Annotated in this window: 14 protein-coding genes and 1 pseudogene; 7 read left to right on the top strand and 8 right to left on the bottom strand. The window is 72.3% G+C overall.

From position 1 onward, the window contains the following. From amaB to CP970_RS00070, 3 genes are read right to left on the bottom strand one after another with little or no spacing between them, the layout of a single operon-like run. Window positions 1–1533 carry an L-piperidine-6-carboxylate dehydrogenase gene (amaB, locus tag CP970_RS00080; protein WP_055543717.1) on the bottom strand — a complete coding sequence of 511 codons (1533 nt, stop codon included), beginning with the start codon at window positions 1531–1533 and terminating at the stop codon, window positions 1–3. A gap of 41 nt (window positions 1534–1574) precedes the next feature. Beyond that, on the bottom strand, window positions 1575–2972 hold the full coding sequence (gene hglS / locus CP970_RS00075) for a 2-oxoadipate dioxygenase/decarboxylase (RefSeq protein WP_055543718.1): 1398 nt from the start codon (window positions 2970–2972) through the stop codon (window positions 1575–1577). A gap of 53 nt (window positions 2973–3025) precedes the next feature. After that, window positions 3026–4207 (bottom strand): NAD(P)/FAD-dependent oxidoreductase, encoded by a 1182-nt coding sequence (locus CP970_RS00070; RefSeq protein WP_079043123.1) that lies wholly within the window; start codon window positions 4205–4207, stop codon window positions 3026–3028. Between the two features lie 192 nt (window positions 4208–4399). Between CP970_RS00070 and CP970_RS00065 the strand changes: the two genes are divergently transcribed. Further along, window positions 4400–5356, top strand: a complete 957-nt coding sequence (locus CP970_RS00065; protein WP_055543719.1) for a LysR substrate-binding domain-containing protein — start codon at window positions 4400–4402, stop codon at window positions 5354–5356. Window positions 5357–6394: 1038 nt separating this feature from the next. Here the strand turns inward: CP970_RS00065 and CP970_RS00055 are convergent. Continuing rightward, window positions 6395–7744, bottom strand: a complete 1350-nt coding sequence (locus tag CP970_RS00055) for a helix-turn-helix domain-containing protein (protein WP_055543725.1) — start codon at window positions 7742–7744, stop codon at window positions 6395–6397. 336 nt (window positions 7745–8080) lie between these two features. On the opposite strand from CP970_RS00055, the gene CP970_RS00050 reads away from it, so the two are divergent. Continuing rightward, complete coding sequence (locus CP970_RS00050) at window positions 8081–9427, top strand: M64 family metallopeptidase (protein WP_079043124.1); 1347 nt, start codon at window positions 8081–8083, stop codon at window positions 9425–9427. A gap of 151 nt (window positions 9428–9578) precedes the next feature. Here the strand turns inward: CP970_RS00050 and CP970_RS00045 are convergent, their stop codons facing one another. Next, entirely contained in the window at window positions 9579–10589 is a 1011-nt protein-coding gene (locus CP970_RS00045) for a LacI family DNA-binding transcriptional regulator (RefSeq protein ID WP_055543720.1), read from the bottom strand. 255 nt (window positions 10590–10844) lie between these two features. On the opposite strand from CP970_RS00045, the pseudogene uriH reads away from it, so the two are divergent. The 3 genes and pseudogenes from uriH (at window position 10845) to CP970_RS00030 (ending at window position 13957) form a co-directional block, all read left to right on the top strand. Next, window positions 10845–11791 (top strand): annotated as a pseudogene (gene uriH / locus CP970_RS00040) (uridine-preferring nucleoside hydrolase UriH). Continuing rightward, window positions 11788–13239, top strand: a complete 1452-nt coding sequence (uriT, locus tag CP970_RS00035; protein WP_055543722.1) for a uridine transporter UriT — start codon at window positions 11788–11790, stop codon at window positions 13237–13239. Before uriH ends, uriT begins: the two are co-directional and overlap by 4 nt. A gap of 127 nt (window positions 13240–13366) precedes the next feature. Further along, window positions 13367–13957, top strand: a complete 591-nt coding sequence (locus tag CP970_RS00030) for a lytic polysaccharide monooxygenase auxiliary activity family 9 protein (RefSeq protein ID WP_055543723.1) — start codon at window positions 13367–13369, stop codon at window positions 13955–13957. Between the two features lie 20 nt (window positions 13958–13977). Here the strand turns inward: CP970_RS00030 and CP970_RS00025 are convergent, their stop codons facing one another. Continuing rightward, window positions 13978–14904, bottom strand: a complete 927-nt coding sequence (locus tag CP970_RS00025; RefSeq protein ID WP_055543727.1) for an SMP-30/gluconolactonase/LRE family protein — start codon at window positions 14902–14904, stop codon at window positions 13978–13980. Window positions 14905–14989: 85 nt separating this feature from the next. On the opposite strand from CP970_RS00025, the gene CP970_RS00020 reads away from it, so the two are divergent. Next, on the top strand, window positions 14990–15451 hold the full coding sequence (locus tag CP970_RS00020) for an Lrp/AsnC family transcriptional regulator (protein WP_055543728.1): 462 nt from the start codon (window positions 14990–14992) through the stop codon (window positions 15449–15451). Between the two features lie 21 nt (window positions 15452–15472). On the opposite strand, the gene CP970_RS00015 is transcribed toward CP970_RS00020, so the two are convergent. Then, window positions 15473–16348, bottom strand: coding sequence for a 4Fe-4S domain-containing protein (locus CP970_RS00015; RefSeq protein ID WP_150492802.1), 876 nt, complete (start codon window positions 16346–16348; stop codon window positions 15473–15475). Window positions 16349–16577: 229 nt separating this feature from the next. Continuing rightward, complete coding sequence (locus tag CP970_RS00010) at window positions 16578–17507, bottom strand: LysR family transcriptional regulator ArgP (protein WP_055547113.1); 930 nt, start codon at window positions 17505–17507, stop codon at window positions 16578–16580. Window positions 17508–17575: 68 nt separating this feature from the next. Between CP970_RS00010 and CP970_RS00005 the strand changes: the two genes are divergently transcribed. Beyond that, window positions 17576–18190 (top strand): LysE/ArgO family amino acid transporter, encoded by a 615-nt coding sequence (locus tag CP970_RS00005; protein WP_055547117.1) that lies wholly within the window; start codon window positions 17576–17578, stop codon window positions 18188–18190. Window positions 18191–18256 lie beyond the last annotated feature (66 nt).

The following is an 18256-nucleotide window of genomic DNA, read 5'->3' as shown; positions in this document are numbered from 1 at the left end:
TCAGAGGAAGCTGACGTTCTGCGCGAGCGCCAGCTGTCCCGAGTAGTTGACGGTGTTGGTGGCCGCCCGCATGTAGGCGCGCCAGGCGTCGGAGCCCGACTCGCGGCCGCCGCCCGTCTCCTTCTCGCCGCCGAAGGCACCGCCGATCTCCGCCCCCGAGGTGCCGATGTTGACGTTGGCGATGCCGCAGTCGGAGCCCTCGGCGGACAGGAAGAGCTCGGCCTCGCGCTGATCGCGCGTGAAGATGCTGGACGACAGGCCCTGCGGGACGTCGTTGTGCAGGGCGATCGCCTCGTCGAGGGTGTCGTACGTCATGACGTAGAGCAGCGGAGCGAACGTCTCCTCGCGTACGACATCGGTCTGCCCTGGCACGCGCACGATGGCCGGTTCGACGTACGCGGCGCCCGGCGCCGAGCCCGCGGGACGGCGCTCGCCGCCCACGATCAGCTCGCCGCCCTCGTCCCGCGCCCGGTCGAGCGCGGCCCGCATGTCGTCGAAGGCCGCCGTGGAGATGAGCGGCCCGACGAGCGTGGACCGGTCGAAGGGGTCACCGATGGGCAGCTTCTGGTACGCGGCGGTCAGCCGGTCGACCAACGGGTCCGCGACCTCGCGGTGCACGATGAGGCGCCGCAGCGTGGTGCAGCGCTGCCCGGCCGTGCCCACCGCGGCGAACACGATGCCCCGCACGGCGAGGTCAGGATCGGCGGACGGCGCGACGACGGCGGCGTTGTTGCCGCCGAGTTCCAGCAGGCTGCGGCCGAAGCGGGCGGCGACGCGGGGACCGACCTCGCGGCCCATGCGGGTCGAGCCCGTGGCGCTCACGAGCGCGATCCGCGGATCGTCCACGAGCCGTTCACCGACCGAGCGGTCGCCGAGCAGCAGCCGGTGCACGTCGCGGGGCGCCCCGACGTCCTCGGCGGCCCGGGCGAGCAGCCGGTCGCAGGCCAGTGAGATCAGCGGGGTCAGCTCGGAGGGCTTCCAGACGACGGTGTCGCCGCAGGCGAGCGCGACGGCCGTGTTCCACGACCACACGGCGGCGGGGAAGTTGAACGCGGAGATCACCCCGACGACGCCGAGCGGGTGCCAGGTCTCCGCGAGGCGGTGCCCCGGGCGCTCGGACGCGATGGTGCGGCCGTACAGCTGACGGGACAGGCCCACGGCGAAGTCGCAGACGTCGACCATCTCCTGGACCTCGCCGAGCGCCTCGGAGCGGATCTTGCCCGCCTCGATGGTGATCAGATCGGCGAGGTCCTCCTTGTGCTCGCGCAGCAACTCGCCCAGGCGGCGCACCAGTTCACCTCGGCGCGGCGCCGGTGTGCGGCGCCAGTCGAGGAACGCGGCGCGGGCCGCGGCGATCGCCTCCTCCGTGTCGTCGGCGCCGGCCGCGGGGACCGGGAAGAGGTCGTCGCCGGTGATCGGGGTACGGGCCCGCAGGCCGGTGCCGCGGTCCGGCACGGTGGCACCGACGCGCTGGAGCGCGGCGCGGGCGCGGGCACGCAGGTCGTCGGCGGAGGGGAGGACGATGCCGTTCATGGAACTCCTCTGGAGATAAGGGGGTCGGCGGGGCGGCGGGTTCAGCCGGGCGAGGGCGCGGCGGCCAGGCCCAGCGCGTCGGCGACCCCGGCGAGGGACCGTGCGCGCTGCCGCTCGTACAGCGCGAACGGATCGAGCACGTCGCGGTCGACCGCACCGGCCAGCCACGCGTCGTCGTACGAACCGCCCTCCTGGCCGGTGTTCCTGGAGCCCCGGTCGCTGAGGTTGGACTGGAAGATGCCCGCGGCGGACCGGGGAAGGAAGTCCTCGTACACGATCGGCTCGGCCCGTACCCAGCCCCCGTTCAGGAGCGCGCCGATGCCGGTGGGCGGACGGCCGCCGTCCGCGGGCCGGTCCCGCACCGCGTGGTAGGTGAAGAACCCGAGCCCCTGGGCGGCGAGTTCCCGCTCGGTGCCGGGCAGGTGCTCCGCCCACAGGGCGCGGGTGACGTCCGCGCGTTCCGCGGGCGGCCGGTGGGCGGCGCGCTCGTCGACGAGCGCGAGGACCCGGTCGTAGCGCGCGCGGCCCGCGCGGGTGAGGGCGATGCCCCGCGCCTCGACCTCGCCGAAGCGGACCCGCAGGGAGCCGCGGGTCACCCGGCCGTCGGGGGCGCGCATCGCGCGCGGCTCGGCGAGCGCGCGGAAGGAGGTCTGGCGCAGCAGCACGTCCGCGCCGGGGCGGTGCGGCGGGCCCTGAATGGTGTCGATCATCTCGATGCCGCGCGCGGTCATGCGCCGGTACAGCTCGTCGATGTCCAGGACGCGCGGGGTGAGGTGATTGATGTGCGTACTGCGCACGCCGCCGATGTCGGCGGCGACGGCGGAGACCCGCGCCAGGGTCTCGTACCAGGCCCGGTCGACGGGTTCGGCCGACAGCTCGAAGACGCGTACGGCGAGGTGGAGGAAGCGCTCGGCGGCGGCATCGGGCAGCTCCCGCTCGGCCTCCGCGCGGTCGGCGAGGGTGAGCAGCTCGGGCGGGAACAGTTCGCGCCCGGCGAGGAATTGTGTGAGGCGGGAGCGGAGGTCCACGTCGAAGAAGCGGGGGTCGTCGACGGTGAGCAGGGAGGTGAAGACCCGGAACGGGTTGCGGGCCAGCTCGTCCTCCGCCACCGGCCTGAACGCGGTCGATACGACGGGCAGCGCGCTCCCCGCCGTGTCGCGCAGGTCGTAGTGGCCCACCGGACGCATGCCGAGGGCACCGAAGACGCGGGCGACCTGGCGCAGTTCCCCCGGTGTGCCGACCCGGATGGCGCCGTGCCGCTCGGAGGTGACCCGGCCGATGGAGCCCAGGCGTTCGGCGTCGGCCCCTCGCGCGCGCAGGACGTCCTCGTTGACCTCGCGCGAGACGTCCACGAGCGTCGTGTAGGCGGGGACCTCACGCCCGTACATCTCCGAGAGCCGCGCGGCGAACGCGGCACGCAGCTGCCACTGCCGGATCATCGGCACGTCGTCCTTTCGATCGGCCAGATCCCGGTCAACCGGGACAGGGGGGTTCAAACCACGTGTGCCTCCGGGCGGCCCACGACGCCCGGGCCGAAGCGGTCGGCGCCGAGCGGCGCGATGTCGACGAAGGGCCTCCGCCCCAGGTGGAGATCGCGGACGAGCTCGCCGACGGCGGGTGCCTGGAGGAAGCCGTGGCCGGAGAACCCGGTGGCGTAAAGGAAGTTGGGGAGGATCTCGGAGCGGCCGATGAGCGCGTTGTGGTCCGGCGTCACCTCGTACAGGCCCGCCCAGCCGCCGTCCGTCTCCATGTCCGCGAGTGCGGGCGCGCGGTGCCGTGCGACCTCGCGGAACAGGTCGAGCCACTCCGGCGTCCACGTCGTGTCGAACCCGTCGGCCTGCGCCGGGTCGGCGAGGCCGAGGAGCAGCCCGTCGTCGCTGTTGTGGAAGTACGCCGACGACGCGAAGTCGATGGTGAAGGGGATGCGCGGCGTGGCGGGCACCAGCGGGACGGTGAAGGCGAGTTGACGCCGCACGGGGCGCACCGGCAGGTCCACGCCCACCATGGCGCCGACCTCCGCCGACCAGGCCCCTGCCGCGCACACGACGGTGGCGCAGGAGATGGCGCCGCGGTCGGTGTGCACGACGCGGACCCGGTCGCCGGTGGTGTCCATGCCGAGCACCGTGGTGTGGGTCGCGAGGACGGCACCGGCGTCGGCCGCGGCGCTCGCGTACCCGCGCACGACGAGACCGGGACGCGCGTGGCCGTCGGTGGGGGAGTAGCAGGCGGCGACGAGTCCCTCCGTGCGCAGGTAGGGGCACAGGTCCTTGGCCTCGTGGGCCCCGATCATGCGGCTGGGGACGCCGAGTTCGTTCTGGGTGCGCACGGCGGCCTCGAACTCCGCCGCCTGGTCCTGTCCGGTCAGCAGGAAGAGATAGCCCACGGTGTCGAGGCCGATACCCGTACCCGGGCGGCGCGGAAAGTCCTCGTAGGCCCGCAGGCTGCGCAGGCCGAGCTCGATGTTGAGCGGGTCGGAGAACTGCGCGCGGACCCCGCCGATCGGCTTGCCCGAACTGCCCTGTCCCAGCTCGTCGCGCTCCACGACGACGATGTCGCCTGCGCCCGCCTCGGCCAGGTGGAAGGCGATGCTGGTACCCATCACCCCGCCCCCGACGACGACCACATCGGCATGGGACGGCAGAGTGCGGAACTCCGAGGGCGCTGAACGGGGCAAGGGGTCGCTCCCTTCCAGGTGCCGTCACCCTAGGCCGGTCCCGAGACCCGAAGTCCCGCTGTCCGAACGGGTGGTGGCCGGGCTGTCGTGGCGTGGCGCGAAACGCTGAACAGCTTGCTGCCCGCCATGGTGCAGCACCCGGCGTGCGCCGTCCATGAACACTTCGTGCGGTCGATCGATTACGATCGCTATATGTATGGGGCGAGCGCCCAGTTGAGGTCCCTGGTGGAGCTGACCAAACGGGGAACCATCACGGCGGTCGCCGACGCCCTGGGGTACACCCCCGGAGGCATCTCGCAGCAACTCGCGGCGCTCGAGCGGTCCACGGGAGTGGAGCTGCTGCGGCGCGTGGGCCGCCGGGTGGAGCTGACCGACGAGGGCCTGACCCTGGCGCGGTACGCCGAGCGGATCCTGACCACCGAAGCGGAGGCACTCGAAGCACTCGCGCGCGGCCGCGGAGAGGTGAGCGGCGTGCTGCGGGTCGGCCTGTTCGCCACGGTCGCCGCCGAGATACTCCCGCTGGCCCTGCGCAGGACCGGCGAGGTGCTCCCCGGACTCACGGTGCGCAGCCGTGACATGGACGTCGACGAGGTGTACGACGCGGTCGCGTCCGGCGGCGTCGACCTCGCTCTCGGCCTCGACTACCCCGACGTACCCATCCCGCGCGATCCCGCGCTGCGGATGCTGCGCCTGTACCGCGAACGATTCGCCCTCGCGGTGCCCGCGGGCTCGATGGCGGGCACCGAGACCGTCTCCCTCACGGACACGGCGGGCCTCGGCTGGATCCTTCCGCCCGGCGACAGCTACTACGGCCGTGCCGTGCGCACCGCCTGCCGTCGCGCGGGCACCGAGCCGCTCGTCGAACATGAGGTGACGGACACCGCGGCCACCCTCGCCCTGGTCGAGGCGGGCGTCGGCGTGAGCACGGTGACGGGCCTGATGCTCCGCCTGCGCCGCTCCCGCTTCGACGTGGTGGCGCTGCGCGAGACGGTGGAGCGGCACATCGTGGTGGTGTTCCGCGCTCAGGCCGAGAACCGGCCGACGGTGTCGGCACTGGTCGAGGTCCTGCGGGCGGTGGCCCCACCTCCGGAGAGGGAGGAGAGAGAAGCGGGAGAGGCGAGGGAGGAAGGGGAGCGGGGCGTGCGATAGGGCCCGCGGCGGCCCACCATCCGCCACACCGCGAAGCCCGCCATGGCGACCAACAGGTAGATGGGTACGAGGAGTTCGGCACCGGGATCGAGCAGCTCCGCATGCCACCCGGCGTCACGCTTCTCGCCCTCGAACGTGACGCGGTTGACCGTCAGAAAGGTCAGATGGGTGCCGATGGCGGCGTACAGCGGCGCGCCCCGCACCGCCGTACGTGCCGTCACGAGCGTCAGCCCGAACACCGTCAGGAGAAACAGGTAGTCGGCCGCGTTCTGCCCGCCCGGCGCCCACCCCACGGGGCCGGGGTCGCCGCCGACGAGCCGCGCGGTCCACGACCCCACCACCGTCGAGAGACCCGGCACGACCAGGAACACGGCGGTCGTACCGAGCGCCGTCACCAGACCGCCGAAGCGGCCGCGCAGCGCGGTCCAGGTGTAGCCGCGCAGCGTCGTCTCCTCGGGGAGCGCCTCGAGGAGCAGGGCGATCACTCCGTTCGTCACCAGGAACGCGGCGAGCGCGAGCGGATCGGGGCGCGACCAGCTGAGCATTCCCGCGGCGGTGCCCGCCCCGAGGACGAGCGTCGCGGCGGCCGCCGTCACGCCCGCGCCGGTCAGCAGGGCGCGCAGCGCCGCCATCGGGTCACCGAACCCGATGGACGTCAGTGAGCGCCCCCGGCGCCGCAGCGCCGCCACGACGAGCGGCACGGCCACCGCGCTGACCAGGACGGCCGGTACGAGCCTGGCGGCGAACCCGGTGAGACCCAGTGCGTCGGCGACGCGCGGCCCCGCGGCCGTCCCGACGCCGAGGGCCACGCCCATGGCGACACCGCCGCCCACGGCCCTGCCCAGCGCGCCGATCAAGGAGGGAGCGGGTGGGGAGGTCGTCGGCTCGGTCATGTGCTTCTCCTCGTGTGCCTGTGCCGGATGGTGATCACCATCCTCGGCGCCCTCGCGGGCACGGGAGTCGTAGCCTCGGAGGAATTCGCGCTACATCCTTCGATGCAGGAGAACAGGCGTGATGCGGGAGAACAGGCGCGAGCTGTCACATCGGCGGGGTGGCGGGCGCGGGCCCCAGCGTCGTCGTACCCGGTGCGGCGCGATGCCCGAGTCCCGTGCGATAGGCGTCCATCGCGGCCTCCACCCGCCCGGAGCGGCGCAGCAGATCGCCCAGGAGGCGGCACAGGTCGGCCAAGTCGCCCGCGGCACTGGACCGTTCGAGCAGGGAGAGGGCCGCGCAGTAGTGCTCCTCGGCGCACTCGGTGTCGCCGCGCTCCTCGGCGATGAGCCCGAGCAGCCGGTGCGCGCCGCCCGCGTGCACCGCGCCCCGGCCCGCGCCGAGGGCGCCCGTCTCGTCCCCGGCGCCGTCGGCACCGGACATCAGGAGCGGCCGCAGCAGCGCCTCCGCCTCCTCGGTCTTGCCGCGTCGCCGCAGGACGTCGGCCAGTTCCACCTCGACCTGCTCGGTGAAGAGCGCGGCCCGCTTGGAGGCGAGGATGTCGCGGGCCGTGCGCAGTTCGCTCTCGGCCTGTTCCAGGTCGCCGTCCTGGGCGTGGACGTAGCCGCGCATCCAGTGGCAGTGGGCGAGTTCGGTGCGGATGTGCAGCTGACGGTAGAGCTCCTGCGCCTTGGCCAGCGACGCGTCGGCCTCGGCGATGCGCCCCTCGGCGATGAGCGTACGGGCCACCCCCCGGTGCATCCCCGCGACCAGCGCCGGATCGCCGACGCCGGGCGCGAGCGCGAGTGCCAGTTCGGCGGCGTGCGCGGCCCTGGCGTGCGCGCCCATGTCCATGTACGGGGCGATGGACGCCGTATAGAGCAGCAGCAGCGCCTCGGGGTCGTGCAGTGAGGCGGCGTTGAGCTCGTCGAGGGTGCTCTCCAGGAGGTAACAGGCGTACCGCAGCTCGCCGGTGAGGAGATGGGCGGTGGCCCGGCCCCGGATCGCCGGGACGCGGCGCGGCAGCGGATCGTCGGCGAGGAGCCGCTCGGCGGCGGCGAAGCAGTCACGGGCGTCGGTGAGTTCGCCGGATTCCAGCAGGCAGTCACCGAGCCCGAGGAGCGCGTCGGCCTGCTCCGCGGCCAGTTCATGCGTGACGGCTTCTTCGTGCAGGGCGCGGAAGAGCGCCGCCGCGTCGCCCGGTGCTCCGGTGGCCAGGGCGCGCCGCGCGTCGGTGAGGCGCAGGCGCAGACCGGCGGCGAGCCGGGCGGGGCGTCCGGTGGCCAGTTCCTCGTAGCCGACACCGAGGCGCTCGGCGAGGTGACGCAGGGCCGCTTCGGAGGGCCGCACCTTGCCCGCCTCCAGCGTGGAGACGTACGCGGGGGTGTAGGCGGGCTCTGCCAACTGGCGCTGGGTGAGGCCGCGTTCAGCGCGAAGGCGCAGCACGCGCCGCCCGATCTCGGCCGGATCGTCGGCCCGGACGCCCTCGTTCGGCGCGCCGTCGGCCCGCGTGCCCTCGCTCCGTACGCCGTCGGAACTGCTCCGCTCCACGTTCCGCTCCACCGCTGCCTCTCCGTATGCCGCCGCACGCGCACATCGTGCAGGTCATTTCGTGCCCAGATCGCGCAGGCCGTACGCATGGCCGGATACCGAGCCGCGAACGGCGTGAACTGGGCTGGCCCATGGATGACTTGACGCACAGCCATTGCCTGACGCCCCACGAGCCTCTACGTTGAGCGGCGCCTTAACCCCGCTTAACCCGCCATTTATATCGCGGACTTCGAAAGGACGCCCATGCCCCCCACACGACGAATACCGGCAAGGACCCCCGGCCGTGCCAGACGCACGCCCCTGCGCATCGCCCTCGCGACCGGCATCGCGCTCGCCGCGGGCCTCGCCGCGACGGGACCCGCGGGTACGGCCACGGCGGCGGGCCCTGACCCGGCCGCCGGGCAGACCCAGCGCGTCGAGTACTTCACCGGGCCCGGCGGCCACCCCCGGCACGCCGAGGTGCCCGCGTCCGACGCGCTCTCCTCGAAGGAGCGCTCGGAGATCAAGGGCGACGGTGACGTCGTCCCCATCGTGCAGGCAGGCCCGACCGCGTCCAAGCTCGACGTCGTCTTCATCGGCGACGGCTACACCGCCGCGCAGCAGGAGGACTTCCACGCCGACGTCCGGGCCAAGTGGGCGAAGATCTCCGCCGTCGAGCCGTACGCCGCGTACAAGGGTCTTTTCAACGTCTGGGCCGTGGACGCGGTCTCCCGGCAGTCCGGCGTCTCCGGCGACCCGACCAGCGGCACCGTCAAGGACACCGCGCTCGGCTCCGCCTTCTTCTGCGACGGCATCGAGCGCCTGCTGTGCGTGGACACCAACAAGGTCGAGTCGTACGCCAAGAAGGCCGCGGACCCCGACCTCGTGATCGTCCTCGCCAACTCCACCAAGTACGGCGGCGCGGGGTACAACGACATCACGTCGCCGTCCGGCTACGACGGCATCGCCACCGCCTCGTCGGACAACGCCCAGTCCGACCAGGTCGCCGTCCACGAGACGGGCCACTCGCTCGGCAAGCTCGCCGACGAGTACTGGTACGACGAGTACGGCACCTACACGGGCGCCGAACCCTGGGAGGCCAACACCAGCAAGCTCACGGCCGCCCAGCTCACCGCCCAGAAGAAGAAGTGGTACCGGTGGATCGGCCAGACGTCGCCGGACGGCGGCAAGGTCGGTGCCTACGAGGGCGGCGGCTACTACCCGCGCGGCCTCTACCGCCCCACCAGTGACTCGATCATGCGCACGCTCGGCCGCGAGTTCAATCTGCCCGGGCGGGAGGCCATGATCGCGGGCTTCCACCGGCACGCGTCCGTCGTCACGGCGATCACGGGCACCGACCGGGCCGTGCGGCGCGACGCCAAGGTGGCCGTGCAGGCGGCCGACGGCGTGCGGCTGAGCTGGCGCGTCGACGGCCGTGAGGTCCGGCAGGCGAAGGGCGAGAGCGTCGTCTCGCCGCGCGCCCTCGGCGTACCGGCCGACGGCCGTACCCACACCCTGTCGGTGCGCGCCACGGACCCGACGAAGTCGGTCCGCGACCCACAGCTGCGCACCCTCCTGACGGACACGCTCACCTGGCGCGTGACGCGCTGACGGGCTGAGCCGCCGCTCGCTCCCGGCGTGCCGGGTTCCCGAGCGCCGGGAGCGAGCGGCGCGCGGTGTGGCGCCCCGTCAGGGGCGCGGGGAACCGCGCGACCAGCCCCCACCGACCCGAGGACGACGCACTCCACACCCCGCGGAGCGCTCAGCGCGCGCCAGCCGTGCCGCTCGACTCGCGTACGACCAGTTCCGGCGCGAGCCGTATCGCCCGCTGCGGCCCGTCCTCGCCACCGGAAAGACGCTGATCGAGCAACCGCGCCGCTTCGGCGGCCAGTTCGGCGACGGGCTGGCGGACCGTGGTGACCCCGGGGGCGGACAGCGCCGCCATCGGGATGTCGTCGAAGCCGGTCACGGCGACCTCGCCGGGTACGTCGGCGCCGAGCTGCTGGAGGCGCTGGAGCGCGCCGATGGCAATGAGGTCGTTGGCGCAGACGACGGCGTCGGGGCGGGTGTCCCACACCTCGTCGACAGCGGCCCTGCCCCACTCCACGGAGAAGTCGCCGAGGAAGAGCCGCTCCGGCGCGCCGGGGTCGATGGCACCCGCCCCCGCCGCGTAGGCGGCACGCCGCTCGGTGGCGGCCGACGCCGTCCCCGCAGCCCCCAGGAAGCAGACGCGGCGACGGCCCGCGGCGGCCAGATGATCCAGGACGAGCGCCATGCCCGCGGCGTTGTCGACCGCGACGGAGTCGGCGATGCCGGGCCCGCAGCCCCGGTCCATCAGGACCAGCGGCACCCGGGCGGCCGCCGCGGCCACCGCCTCCCTGCTGCGGTCCTCGTGCGCGGGGATCACCAGCAGCGCGTCGACCTGTCGGCTCAGCAGGTCGCCGATGCGCTCCGCCTCGGCCACCGGATCGTCGTCGCAGTCGGCGAGGAGCACGGCCCGCCCGTCGGCGTGCAGCGCGTGCGTCAACTCCCGCACCAGGCCCGGATAGAAGGGGTTCGTGATCTGCGGCAGGACGAGGCCGACCGTGCCGGTGGAGCGGCTGCGCAGCGCGCGGGCCGCGTGATTGGGCCGGTAGCCGAGGGCTTCGGCGGCCTCGCGCACCCGGCGGGCGGTCTCGGCGCCGACCGGGCGGGTGCCCGCGAGGACCCGGGAGACCGTGGCGACGGAGCAGCCGGAGGCCCTGGCCACGTCCCGCAGAGTTACGTCGGCCACGCCGCGCCCGCCCTTCGCTGAATTTCGGCAAACGTTATCAGCGGGTCTTCGAGGCGGCCAGAGCCAATTTTTCGGCCGACTTCTCCGTTTTCGACCATTTCTGTCCCGGGCCGAACTGTGTCCGGTCCGGGCGAGTTTGCCGGGGTGTGTCGTCGGCCATTGACATAATTCGCACCTGTGCACAGAGTCTTGGGAGAACGTTTTCCCGAGCTGCCGCCCGCCAGCGGCAACTCAGCCGAACAAAGAGGTTCCGCGATGCCCCGAAAGATCATCCTGGACTGCGACCCCGGACATGACGACGCGATCGCCATGCTCTTGGCGCACGGCAACCCGGATGTGGATCTTGTCGCCGTCACCACCGTGGTGGGCAACCAGACCCTGGAGAAGGTCACCCGCAACGCGCTCTCGGTGGCCCGCATCGCGAACATCACCGGCGTCCCTTTCGCCGCGGGCTGCCCCCGTCCCCTCGTGCGCGAGGTCGAGACCGCCCCGGACATCCACGGCGAGAGCGGCATCGACGGCCCCGTCATGCCCGAGCCGACCCTCGCCCTGGACGAGCGGCACGCCGTCGACCTCATCATCGACACGGTCATGGCGCACGAGCCCGGCGAGATCACCATCGTCCCCACCGCCGGTCTGACCAACATCGCCCTGGCCGCGCGCAAGGAGCCCCGCATCGTCGAGCGGGTCCGCGAGGTCGTCCTGATGGGCGGCGGCTACCACACGGGCAACTGGAGCCCGGTCGCCGAGTTCAACATCAAGATCGACCCCGAGGCCGCGCACATCGTCTTCAACGAGCGCTGGCCGGTCACCATGGTCGGCCTCGACCTGACCCACCAGGCCCTCGCCACCCCCGAGGTCGTGGACCGCATCGCGAAGGTCGGCACCGGGCCCGCCGTCTTCGTCAACGAACTCCTCGACTTCTTCGGCGCCATGTACCTGGAGGCCCAGGGCTTCGACGCGCCGCCGGTCCACGACCCGTGCGCCGTCGCGTACGTCATCGACCCGAGCGTCATGACGGTCCGCAAGGCCCCCGTCGACATCGAGCTCACCGGCACGCTGACCCTCGGCATGACCGTCACGGACTTCCGCGCGCCCGCCCCGACGACTGCCACACCCAGGTCGCCGTCGACCTCGACCACCAGCGCTTCTGGGACCTGATCGTGGACGCCCTCGAACGGATCGGTGACGTCCGCGCATGAACGCCTCCTTCACCGAGCCGACCGCCGCGCCCGGCGGCGCCAAGGGCTCCCGCCCGGTGCGCGTCGGCGTCCTGGTCGCCGCGCTCCTCGCGGCCTGCTTCGCCTTCCAGCTCAACGCGAGCATGCTCAGCCCCGCCCTGAAGAACATCGAGGACTCCCTCGGGGCGACCTCGGCGGAGATCGGCCTCACCCAGACCGCGTTCTTCACGTCGGCCGCGCTCTTCTCGCTCTTCCTGCCGCGCCTCGGCGACCTGATCGGGCGGCGCAAGGTGCTCGCCGGGATGCTGGCGCTCATGGTCGTCGGCTGTGTGGTCGCCGCGCTCGCCGAGAGCGTGCCGATGCTCTTCGCGGGCCGCGTCATCCAGGGCGTCTCGGGCCCCACCGTGCCGCTCTGCCTGATCATGCTGCGCAACGAGGTCCACGAGCCGAAGAAGTACGGCACGCTCCTCGGCGTCATCACGGCCGTCAACGGCGGGATCGCGGGTGTCGACTCCCTCGCCGGCGGCTACCTCGCCGACCACCACGGCTTCCAGTCGGTGTTCTGGGCCATGGCGGGCGTCGCCGCACTCGCCACGATCCTCGTCGCCACCCTCACCCCGGAGTCCAAGGCCGCCGACACCACGGACAGCCGCATGGACTGGCCCGGCGTCACCCTCCTGGTCGTCTCCGTCGGCGCGGCCCTCATCGCCCTGAACGAGGCGGGCAAGCTCGGCGACGCCAACTGGCCCCTCGTCGTGGGCCTCTTCGTCGTCACCGCCATCGCCTTCGCCCTCTTCTGGCGCACCGAGGACCGCAGCAGCCACCCCCTGGTCGCCACCCACCACCTGCGTCAGCGCTCCACCTGGGCGCTGCTGCTCACCACCGTGCTGACCATGACGGGCGTCTTCGCCGTGATGAACGGCATGATCCCCGCCTTCGCCCAGGACGCGCAGGCAGGCTTCGGCATGAGCGCCGAGCAATCGGCCTGGTGGACCCTGACGCCGTACGCCCTCGCGGGCCTGGCCATGGGCCCGCTCGCGGGACGGCTCGCCGCCACCCACGGCTACGGCCGCATCCTGCGTCTCGGTCTGATCGGCTCGGCCGTGACCGTCGCCCTGATGCTGTTCACCCTGCACGCCGACTCGCGGCTGCTGCTCCTGGCCGCGTCGATCCTCATCGGCGTCACCTACGCGGGCGTGGGCAACATCGTGCTCAACGGCCTCGGCATCGTGCTCTCCCCGAAGGAGAACCCGGGCTTCCTGCCCGGCCTGAACGCGGGCGCCTTCAACCTCGGCGCAGGGCTCAGCTTCGCCGTCCTGTACGCCGTGCAGACGGCCGCCGCACCGGCCGACAAGACGTCCCCCGCCGGATACACGGCGGGCATGATCGCCGGAGTCGCCCTCATCGCGGCGGCCTTCGCGACGTCCTTCCTCATCCCCAAGCCGGTGGAGGCGGAAGCCACGCAGTGACCCCTCTGTGCGCCTCTGCGGGTGGCTTCATTGGTATGGACATGCCCAACTCGTGGGTCTACTCTCGCACTTGGTCTAGACCGCGTCGGACGTGCCCACCCGCAACCTCGCACCACGGGAGCACACCATGCGCAAGAAGCTCACCTCGTTACTCCTTGGCCTCGGCATCGCGGGCTCGGCGATGCTCGCCACCAGCGGCAGTGCCCAGGCCCACGGCTACACCGACTCGCCCGTCAGCCGCCAGCAGCTGTGCGGCAACGGCACCGTCCGCAACTGCGGGCAGATCCAGTGGGAGCCGCCGAGCGTGGAGGGGCCCAAGGGCTTCCCCGCGCGCGGCCCCGGCGACGGACGCATCTGCGCCGGCGGCATCGGACGCTTCTCCGAACTGGACGACCCGCGAGGCGGGAACTGGCCCACCACCAAGCTGACCGCGGGACAGAGCCACACCTTCGTGTGGCGCATCACGGCCCGCCACTCCACGACCGACTTCCGCTACTACATCACCAAGGACGGCTGGGACCCCACCAAGCCGCTGACCAGGGCCGACCTGGACCCGCAGCCGTTCCTCACGGTGCCCTTCGGGGGCCGCCAGCCCGGCTCCACGGTCACCCACGACGGCGTACTGCCCCAGAAGAGCGGCCACCACCTGATCCTCGGTGTGTGGACCATCGCCGACACGGGCAACGCCTTCTACGCCTGCTCCGACGTGCGCTTTTAACGTGCGCTTCTGACGTGGGCTCAGCGGTGCACCCGCGGCAGCCCGGTGACGGCCATGACCAGTGAGTACAGCGAGCTGGTCGCGGTGATGAAGAGCCGGTTGTTCTTCGGTCCGCCGAAGGCGATGTTGGACACCGGCTCCGGCACCCGCAGCCGCCCGATGAGGGTGCCGTCGGGGTCGTAGCAGTGCACCCCTCCCTCGATGGCGGCCGCCCACAGGCGGCCGCCGTCGTCGAAGCGGAGGTTGTCGAACCGGCTCAGGTCGTCCTTCGCCTCGGCGAACACCCGGCCCTCCGAGAGCGTGCCGTCCTCGCGTACGTCGAAGACGCGGACGCATCCGGCCCGCGTGTCGGAGACGTAGAGCTGCCGTTCGTCGGGCGAGAAGACGAGCCCGTTCGGCGCGCCGAAGCAGTCCGCGACCAGGCGCACCTCGCCGCTGGCCGGGTCGATCCGGTAGACGTGGCAGCCGCCGATCTCGGGCTCGGCGCGGATGCCCTCGTAGTCGCTGGTGATGCCGAAGTCCGGATCCGAGAACCACACCGAACCGTCGGAGCGCACGACCGCGTCGTTGGGGCTGTTGAGCCGCTTGCCCGCGTACCGCTCCGCGAGCACGGTGATCCGGCCGTCGGGCTCGGTGCGGGTGACGCGGCGATTGCCCTGCTCGCAGCTGATGAGCCTGCCCTCGCGGTCCAGGGTGTTGCCGTTGACGTGCCCGGCGGGGGAGCGGAACACGGAGACCGTCCCCGTCGCCTCGTCCCAGCGCAGCAGCCGGTCGTTGGGGATGTCGCTCCAGACGAGCTGGCGCCAGGCGGGGAGGTAGAGCGGCCCCTCGGCCCAGCGGCAGCCGCCGTACAGCTTCTCCAGCCGGTCGTCCCCGTTCGCGCACCGGCCGGTGCGGAACCGCTCGTCCAGGATCTCGTATATCGAGGTGCCGTCGTTGGTGGACATCATTACCCCTTAGCGCGCCACATCTGAATTCCATTCGGTATGCAGAGACTATGCCAGAACGAGATATGGTTGCGCCATGGTGACTGTGGATGACGTGGACCGGCGGCTGATCGCTCTCCTCCAGGAGGACGCGACGATGTCGTACGCCGCGCTCGGCAAGGAGGTCGGCCTCTCCGCCGGTGCCGCCCATGAACGCGTGCGCAAGCTGCGCGAGCGCGGCGTCATCCGGCGCACGACCGTCGAGGTGGACCCCGCGGCCGTCGACCGCGGGGTGCTCGCCTTCGTGATGGTCGAATCGACGGCGTGGATGGGGGAGTCGGCGGCCGCCTTCGCGGCGATCCCCGAGATCCAGGAGGCGCACGTCATCGCGGGCAGCGCGTCGGTCCTGGTGAAGGTCCGCACGGCGACGACCGAGCGACTTCAGGACGTGCTGCGCAGGTTGTACGAGATCGAGGGGGTCAGCGGTACCCAGGCGACGGTCTCGCTGGAGACGTTCTTCGAGCGCCCGGTGACCCCGCTGTCGGCCGCGCCTTCGGCGAGCGGGTGACCCCGTACCGGCTCCCCGCTCTCACCAGCGGACCGCGGTGAAGTCGATGGGGCGTGGCCGCAGCGTGCGGGCGCGGGCCGTCAACTCCCGCATGCGCGCGGCCATGTCGGCGGCCGGAAGGCGCTTGCGGTCGCCGTGCCCCGGCAGCAGCCACTCGAAGCGGAGCTGTTCGGCGGTGCGGGCCAGGGACGCCGCGAGCTCCTCGATCGAGTACCAGGTGACGCTGTCGGCCACCTCGATGTCCTCCGTCGTACGCGACCAGTAGAAGCTGTCCCCGCTGAAGCAGTACCGCTCGTCGGCGACGTACAGCACGCTCCCCTCGGTGTGTCCCGGCAGCGGATGGGCGAGCACGCCGTCGGTGATCTCGACGCTGCCGGTGCCGCGCAGGACGCAGTCGGCGTCGGGCGCGGAGTCGAGGTCGCCCTCGTGGACCCAGAGCCTGGCCTGTAAGCGGTCGGCGTAGCGGCGGCCGTGCGCGGCGTGGTCGCGGTGGGTCAGGAGCACGTCGGTGACGGGACCGATCGTCTCGAACCGGGCGGCCAGCGGCTCGCTCCAGCGCGGCGTGTCGATCATCAGCAGGTTCCCCGAAGGGCGCCGCAGCAGATAGGAGTTGGCGCCCGCGGTGCGCTGGGAGTTGTGCCCGCAGAACAGGACGGCGTCGTCGAGGGGGATGGGGTAGAGGTCCCGCTTCGTATCCATCCGGCCGGACGGCGGCCGGATGGAGCGGGTGTGGCAGGCGAAGGCGGCGGAGTACATCAGGTCCTCCTCCGCCGCGTCGCGCGGCTGGCGCAGGATCTCGGAGCGGCCGTTCGCCTCGACGATCAGATCCGGCGCGATCTGCCGGGCGACGTCGCAGTTCGTGCAGCGTTCATCCACGTACCAACCGGAGTCGTTCACCGTGTGACTCGCTTCCTGCGGGGGTTCTCTGTCCCCTCAGGGGTATCGCGGTGGCGGGCGGAAGTGGAAGGGGGGATCGGTCTTGTTTCTGCTGGTGGGAGGGGTGTCTCACGGACTCTTTCTGCGTGTGGTGGGCATGACAAAAGTGTGCGTGCGGGGGCTTTGTGCGAGCCCTGAGTGAGCCTTGAGCGGCCCTTCGGCGGCCCTTCGGTGGCACCTCAGCGGCACCTCAGCGGCGCAGATGCTCAGCCGCCGCCTCCATCACCGCGTCCGCCAGTGTCGCGAGCGCGGGGGAGTCGAGCTTCCACTGCTGCCAGAACAGCGGTACGTCCACGGTCCGTTCGGCATCGAGGAGGATGAGCGCACCGGCCCGCAGGAGCGGCTCGGCCTGCGTCTGCGGCACCACGCCCCAGCCGAGTCCCGCCGCGATCGCGTCGACGAACCCCCGGGACGAGGGCACGTAGTGCCGCAGCCGACTCGCCCCGCGCCGTCCTTCGGTCACCTCGCGGACGAAGTGTTCCTGCAGCGAGTCGCGGCGGTCGAAGCACACCACGGGCGCGTCCGCGACGACCTCCGCCAGCGGCACCCGGGGCCAGTCGCCGAGCCGTCGCGCGGCGAACCCCGGCGCGGCGACCGGCAGATACCGCATCCGGCCAAGACGCCGCACCGTGCAGCCCGACACCGCGTCGGGCGACGAGGTCACCGCGGCCATCACCGCGCCCTCGCGCAGCAGCGCCGTCGTGTGGTCCTCGTCCTCGCGGCGCAGCTCGAAGCAGATCCGCGCCTCGTCGGGGATCCGGGAGAGGGCGGACAGGAACCAGGTGGCGAGCGAATCCGCGTTCACCGCGACCGGCAGCAGCGCGGGCTCTCCCGACCCTCCAGGTTCGCCCGTGCCGCTGATGCCCAGATCGGCCCGCGCGTCCCGCTCCAGGCGCGCCATCTGCCGGGCGAACCGCACCACGACCTGCCCCGACTCGGTGGGCCGCACCGGCTTCGTACGCATCAGCAGGACGCGTCCCGTCCTGCGCTCCAGCGCCTTGACGCGCTGGCTGACCGCGGACGGCGTGACGTGCAGGGCGGCGGCGGCCGCGTCGAAGGTCCCTTCGTCGACCACGGCGAGCAGCGTCCGGACATGGTCGAGGGGCAGTTCAGACATCACGATTGCTTAAGCTACATGAGAATCTTTAGCTGTACTTAGGGCGTCGGTGATCCCTAACGTCGGTGCTCATGGGATCAGCACTGACCGCCGCGGCAACCGGATTCGGCACCGGACTCTCACTCATCGTCGCCATCGGCTCGCAGAACGCCCTCGTCCTGCGCCAGGGCATCCGCCGCGAGGCCGTGCCCGCCGTGGTGGCCATCTGCGCCGCGTCCGACGCCGTGCTGATCGCCGCGGGCGTCGCGGGGGTCGGCACCGTGGTGACGGCCTGGCCCCCGGCCCTGACCCTCGTCGGCCTGACAGGCGGCGGATTCCTGCTGACGTACGCCGTACTGGCCGGGCGCCGGGCGCTGCGCCCCTCGGCGATGACCGCGACCGGGGCGACGGCGGGCTCGCGGCGCGGCGCGCTGCTCGCCTGCCTCGCCATGACCTGGCTCAACCCGCACGTCTACCTCGACACCGTCCTGCTGCTCGGCTCCGTCGCCGCCGGTCACGACGCGCTGCGCTGGGCGTTCGGGGCGGGCGCGATGATCGGCAGCCTCTGCTGGTTCACCGCGCTCGGCTACGGGGCGCGGCTGCTCAGCGGGTTCTTCGCGCGACCCGCGTCGTGGCGGGCCCTTGACGTCGTGATCGCCGTGACGATGGCGGTCATGGGTGCGACGCTGATCCTCAAGGCACTCTGACAGACGAGCCCCGTCAGGGGCGCGGGGAACTGCGCGCTCAGCGCAAGAAGAGCCGCAGCCGCGTCT

This window comes from Streptomyces kanamyceticus, assembly GCF_008704495.1.
GTDB classification, from domain to species: domain Bacteria; phylum Actinomycetota; class Actinomycetes; order Streptomycetales; family Streptomycetaceae; genus Streptomyces; species Streptomyces kanamyceticus.
The sequence above is the reverse complement of the archived record's forward strand: the minus strand, read 5'-3'. Positions and strand labels throughout refer to the sequence as shown.

Coding starts and splice junctions, on each gene's coding strand:
- uriT (WP_055543722.1), top strand. CDS start 11,788: ATGAACGCCTCCTTCACCGAGCCGACCGCCGCGCCCGGCGGCGCCAAG.
- CP970_RS00005 (WP_055547117.1), top strand. CDS start 17,576: ATGGGATCAGCACTGACCGCCGCGGCAACCGGATTCGGCACCGGACTC.
- amaB (WP_055543717.1), bottom strand. CDS start 1,533: ATGAACGGCATCGTCCTCCCCTCCGCCGACGACCTGCGTGCCCGCGCC.
- hglS (WP_055543718.1), bottom strand. CDS start 2,972: ATGATCCGGCAGTGGCAGCTGCGTGCCGCGTTCGCCGCGCGGCTCTCG.
- CP970_RS00050 (WP_079043124.1), top strand. CDS start 8,081: ATGCCCCCCACACGACGAATACCGGCAAGGACCCCCGGCCGTGCCAGA.
- CP970_RS00025 (WP_055543727.1), bottom strand. CDS start 14,904: ATGTCCACCAACGACGGCACCTCGATATACGAGATCCTGGACGAGCGG.
- CP970_RS00065 (WP_055543719.1), top strand. CDS start 4,400: ATGTATGGGGCGAGCGCCCAGTTGAGGTCCCTGGTGGAGCTGACCAAA.
- CP970_RS00030 (WP_055543723.1), top strand. CDS start 13,367: ATGCGCAAGAAGCTCACCTCGTTACTCCTTGGCCTCGGCATCGCGGGC.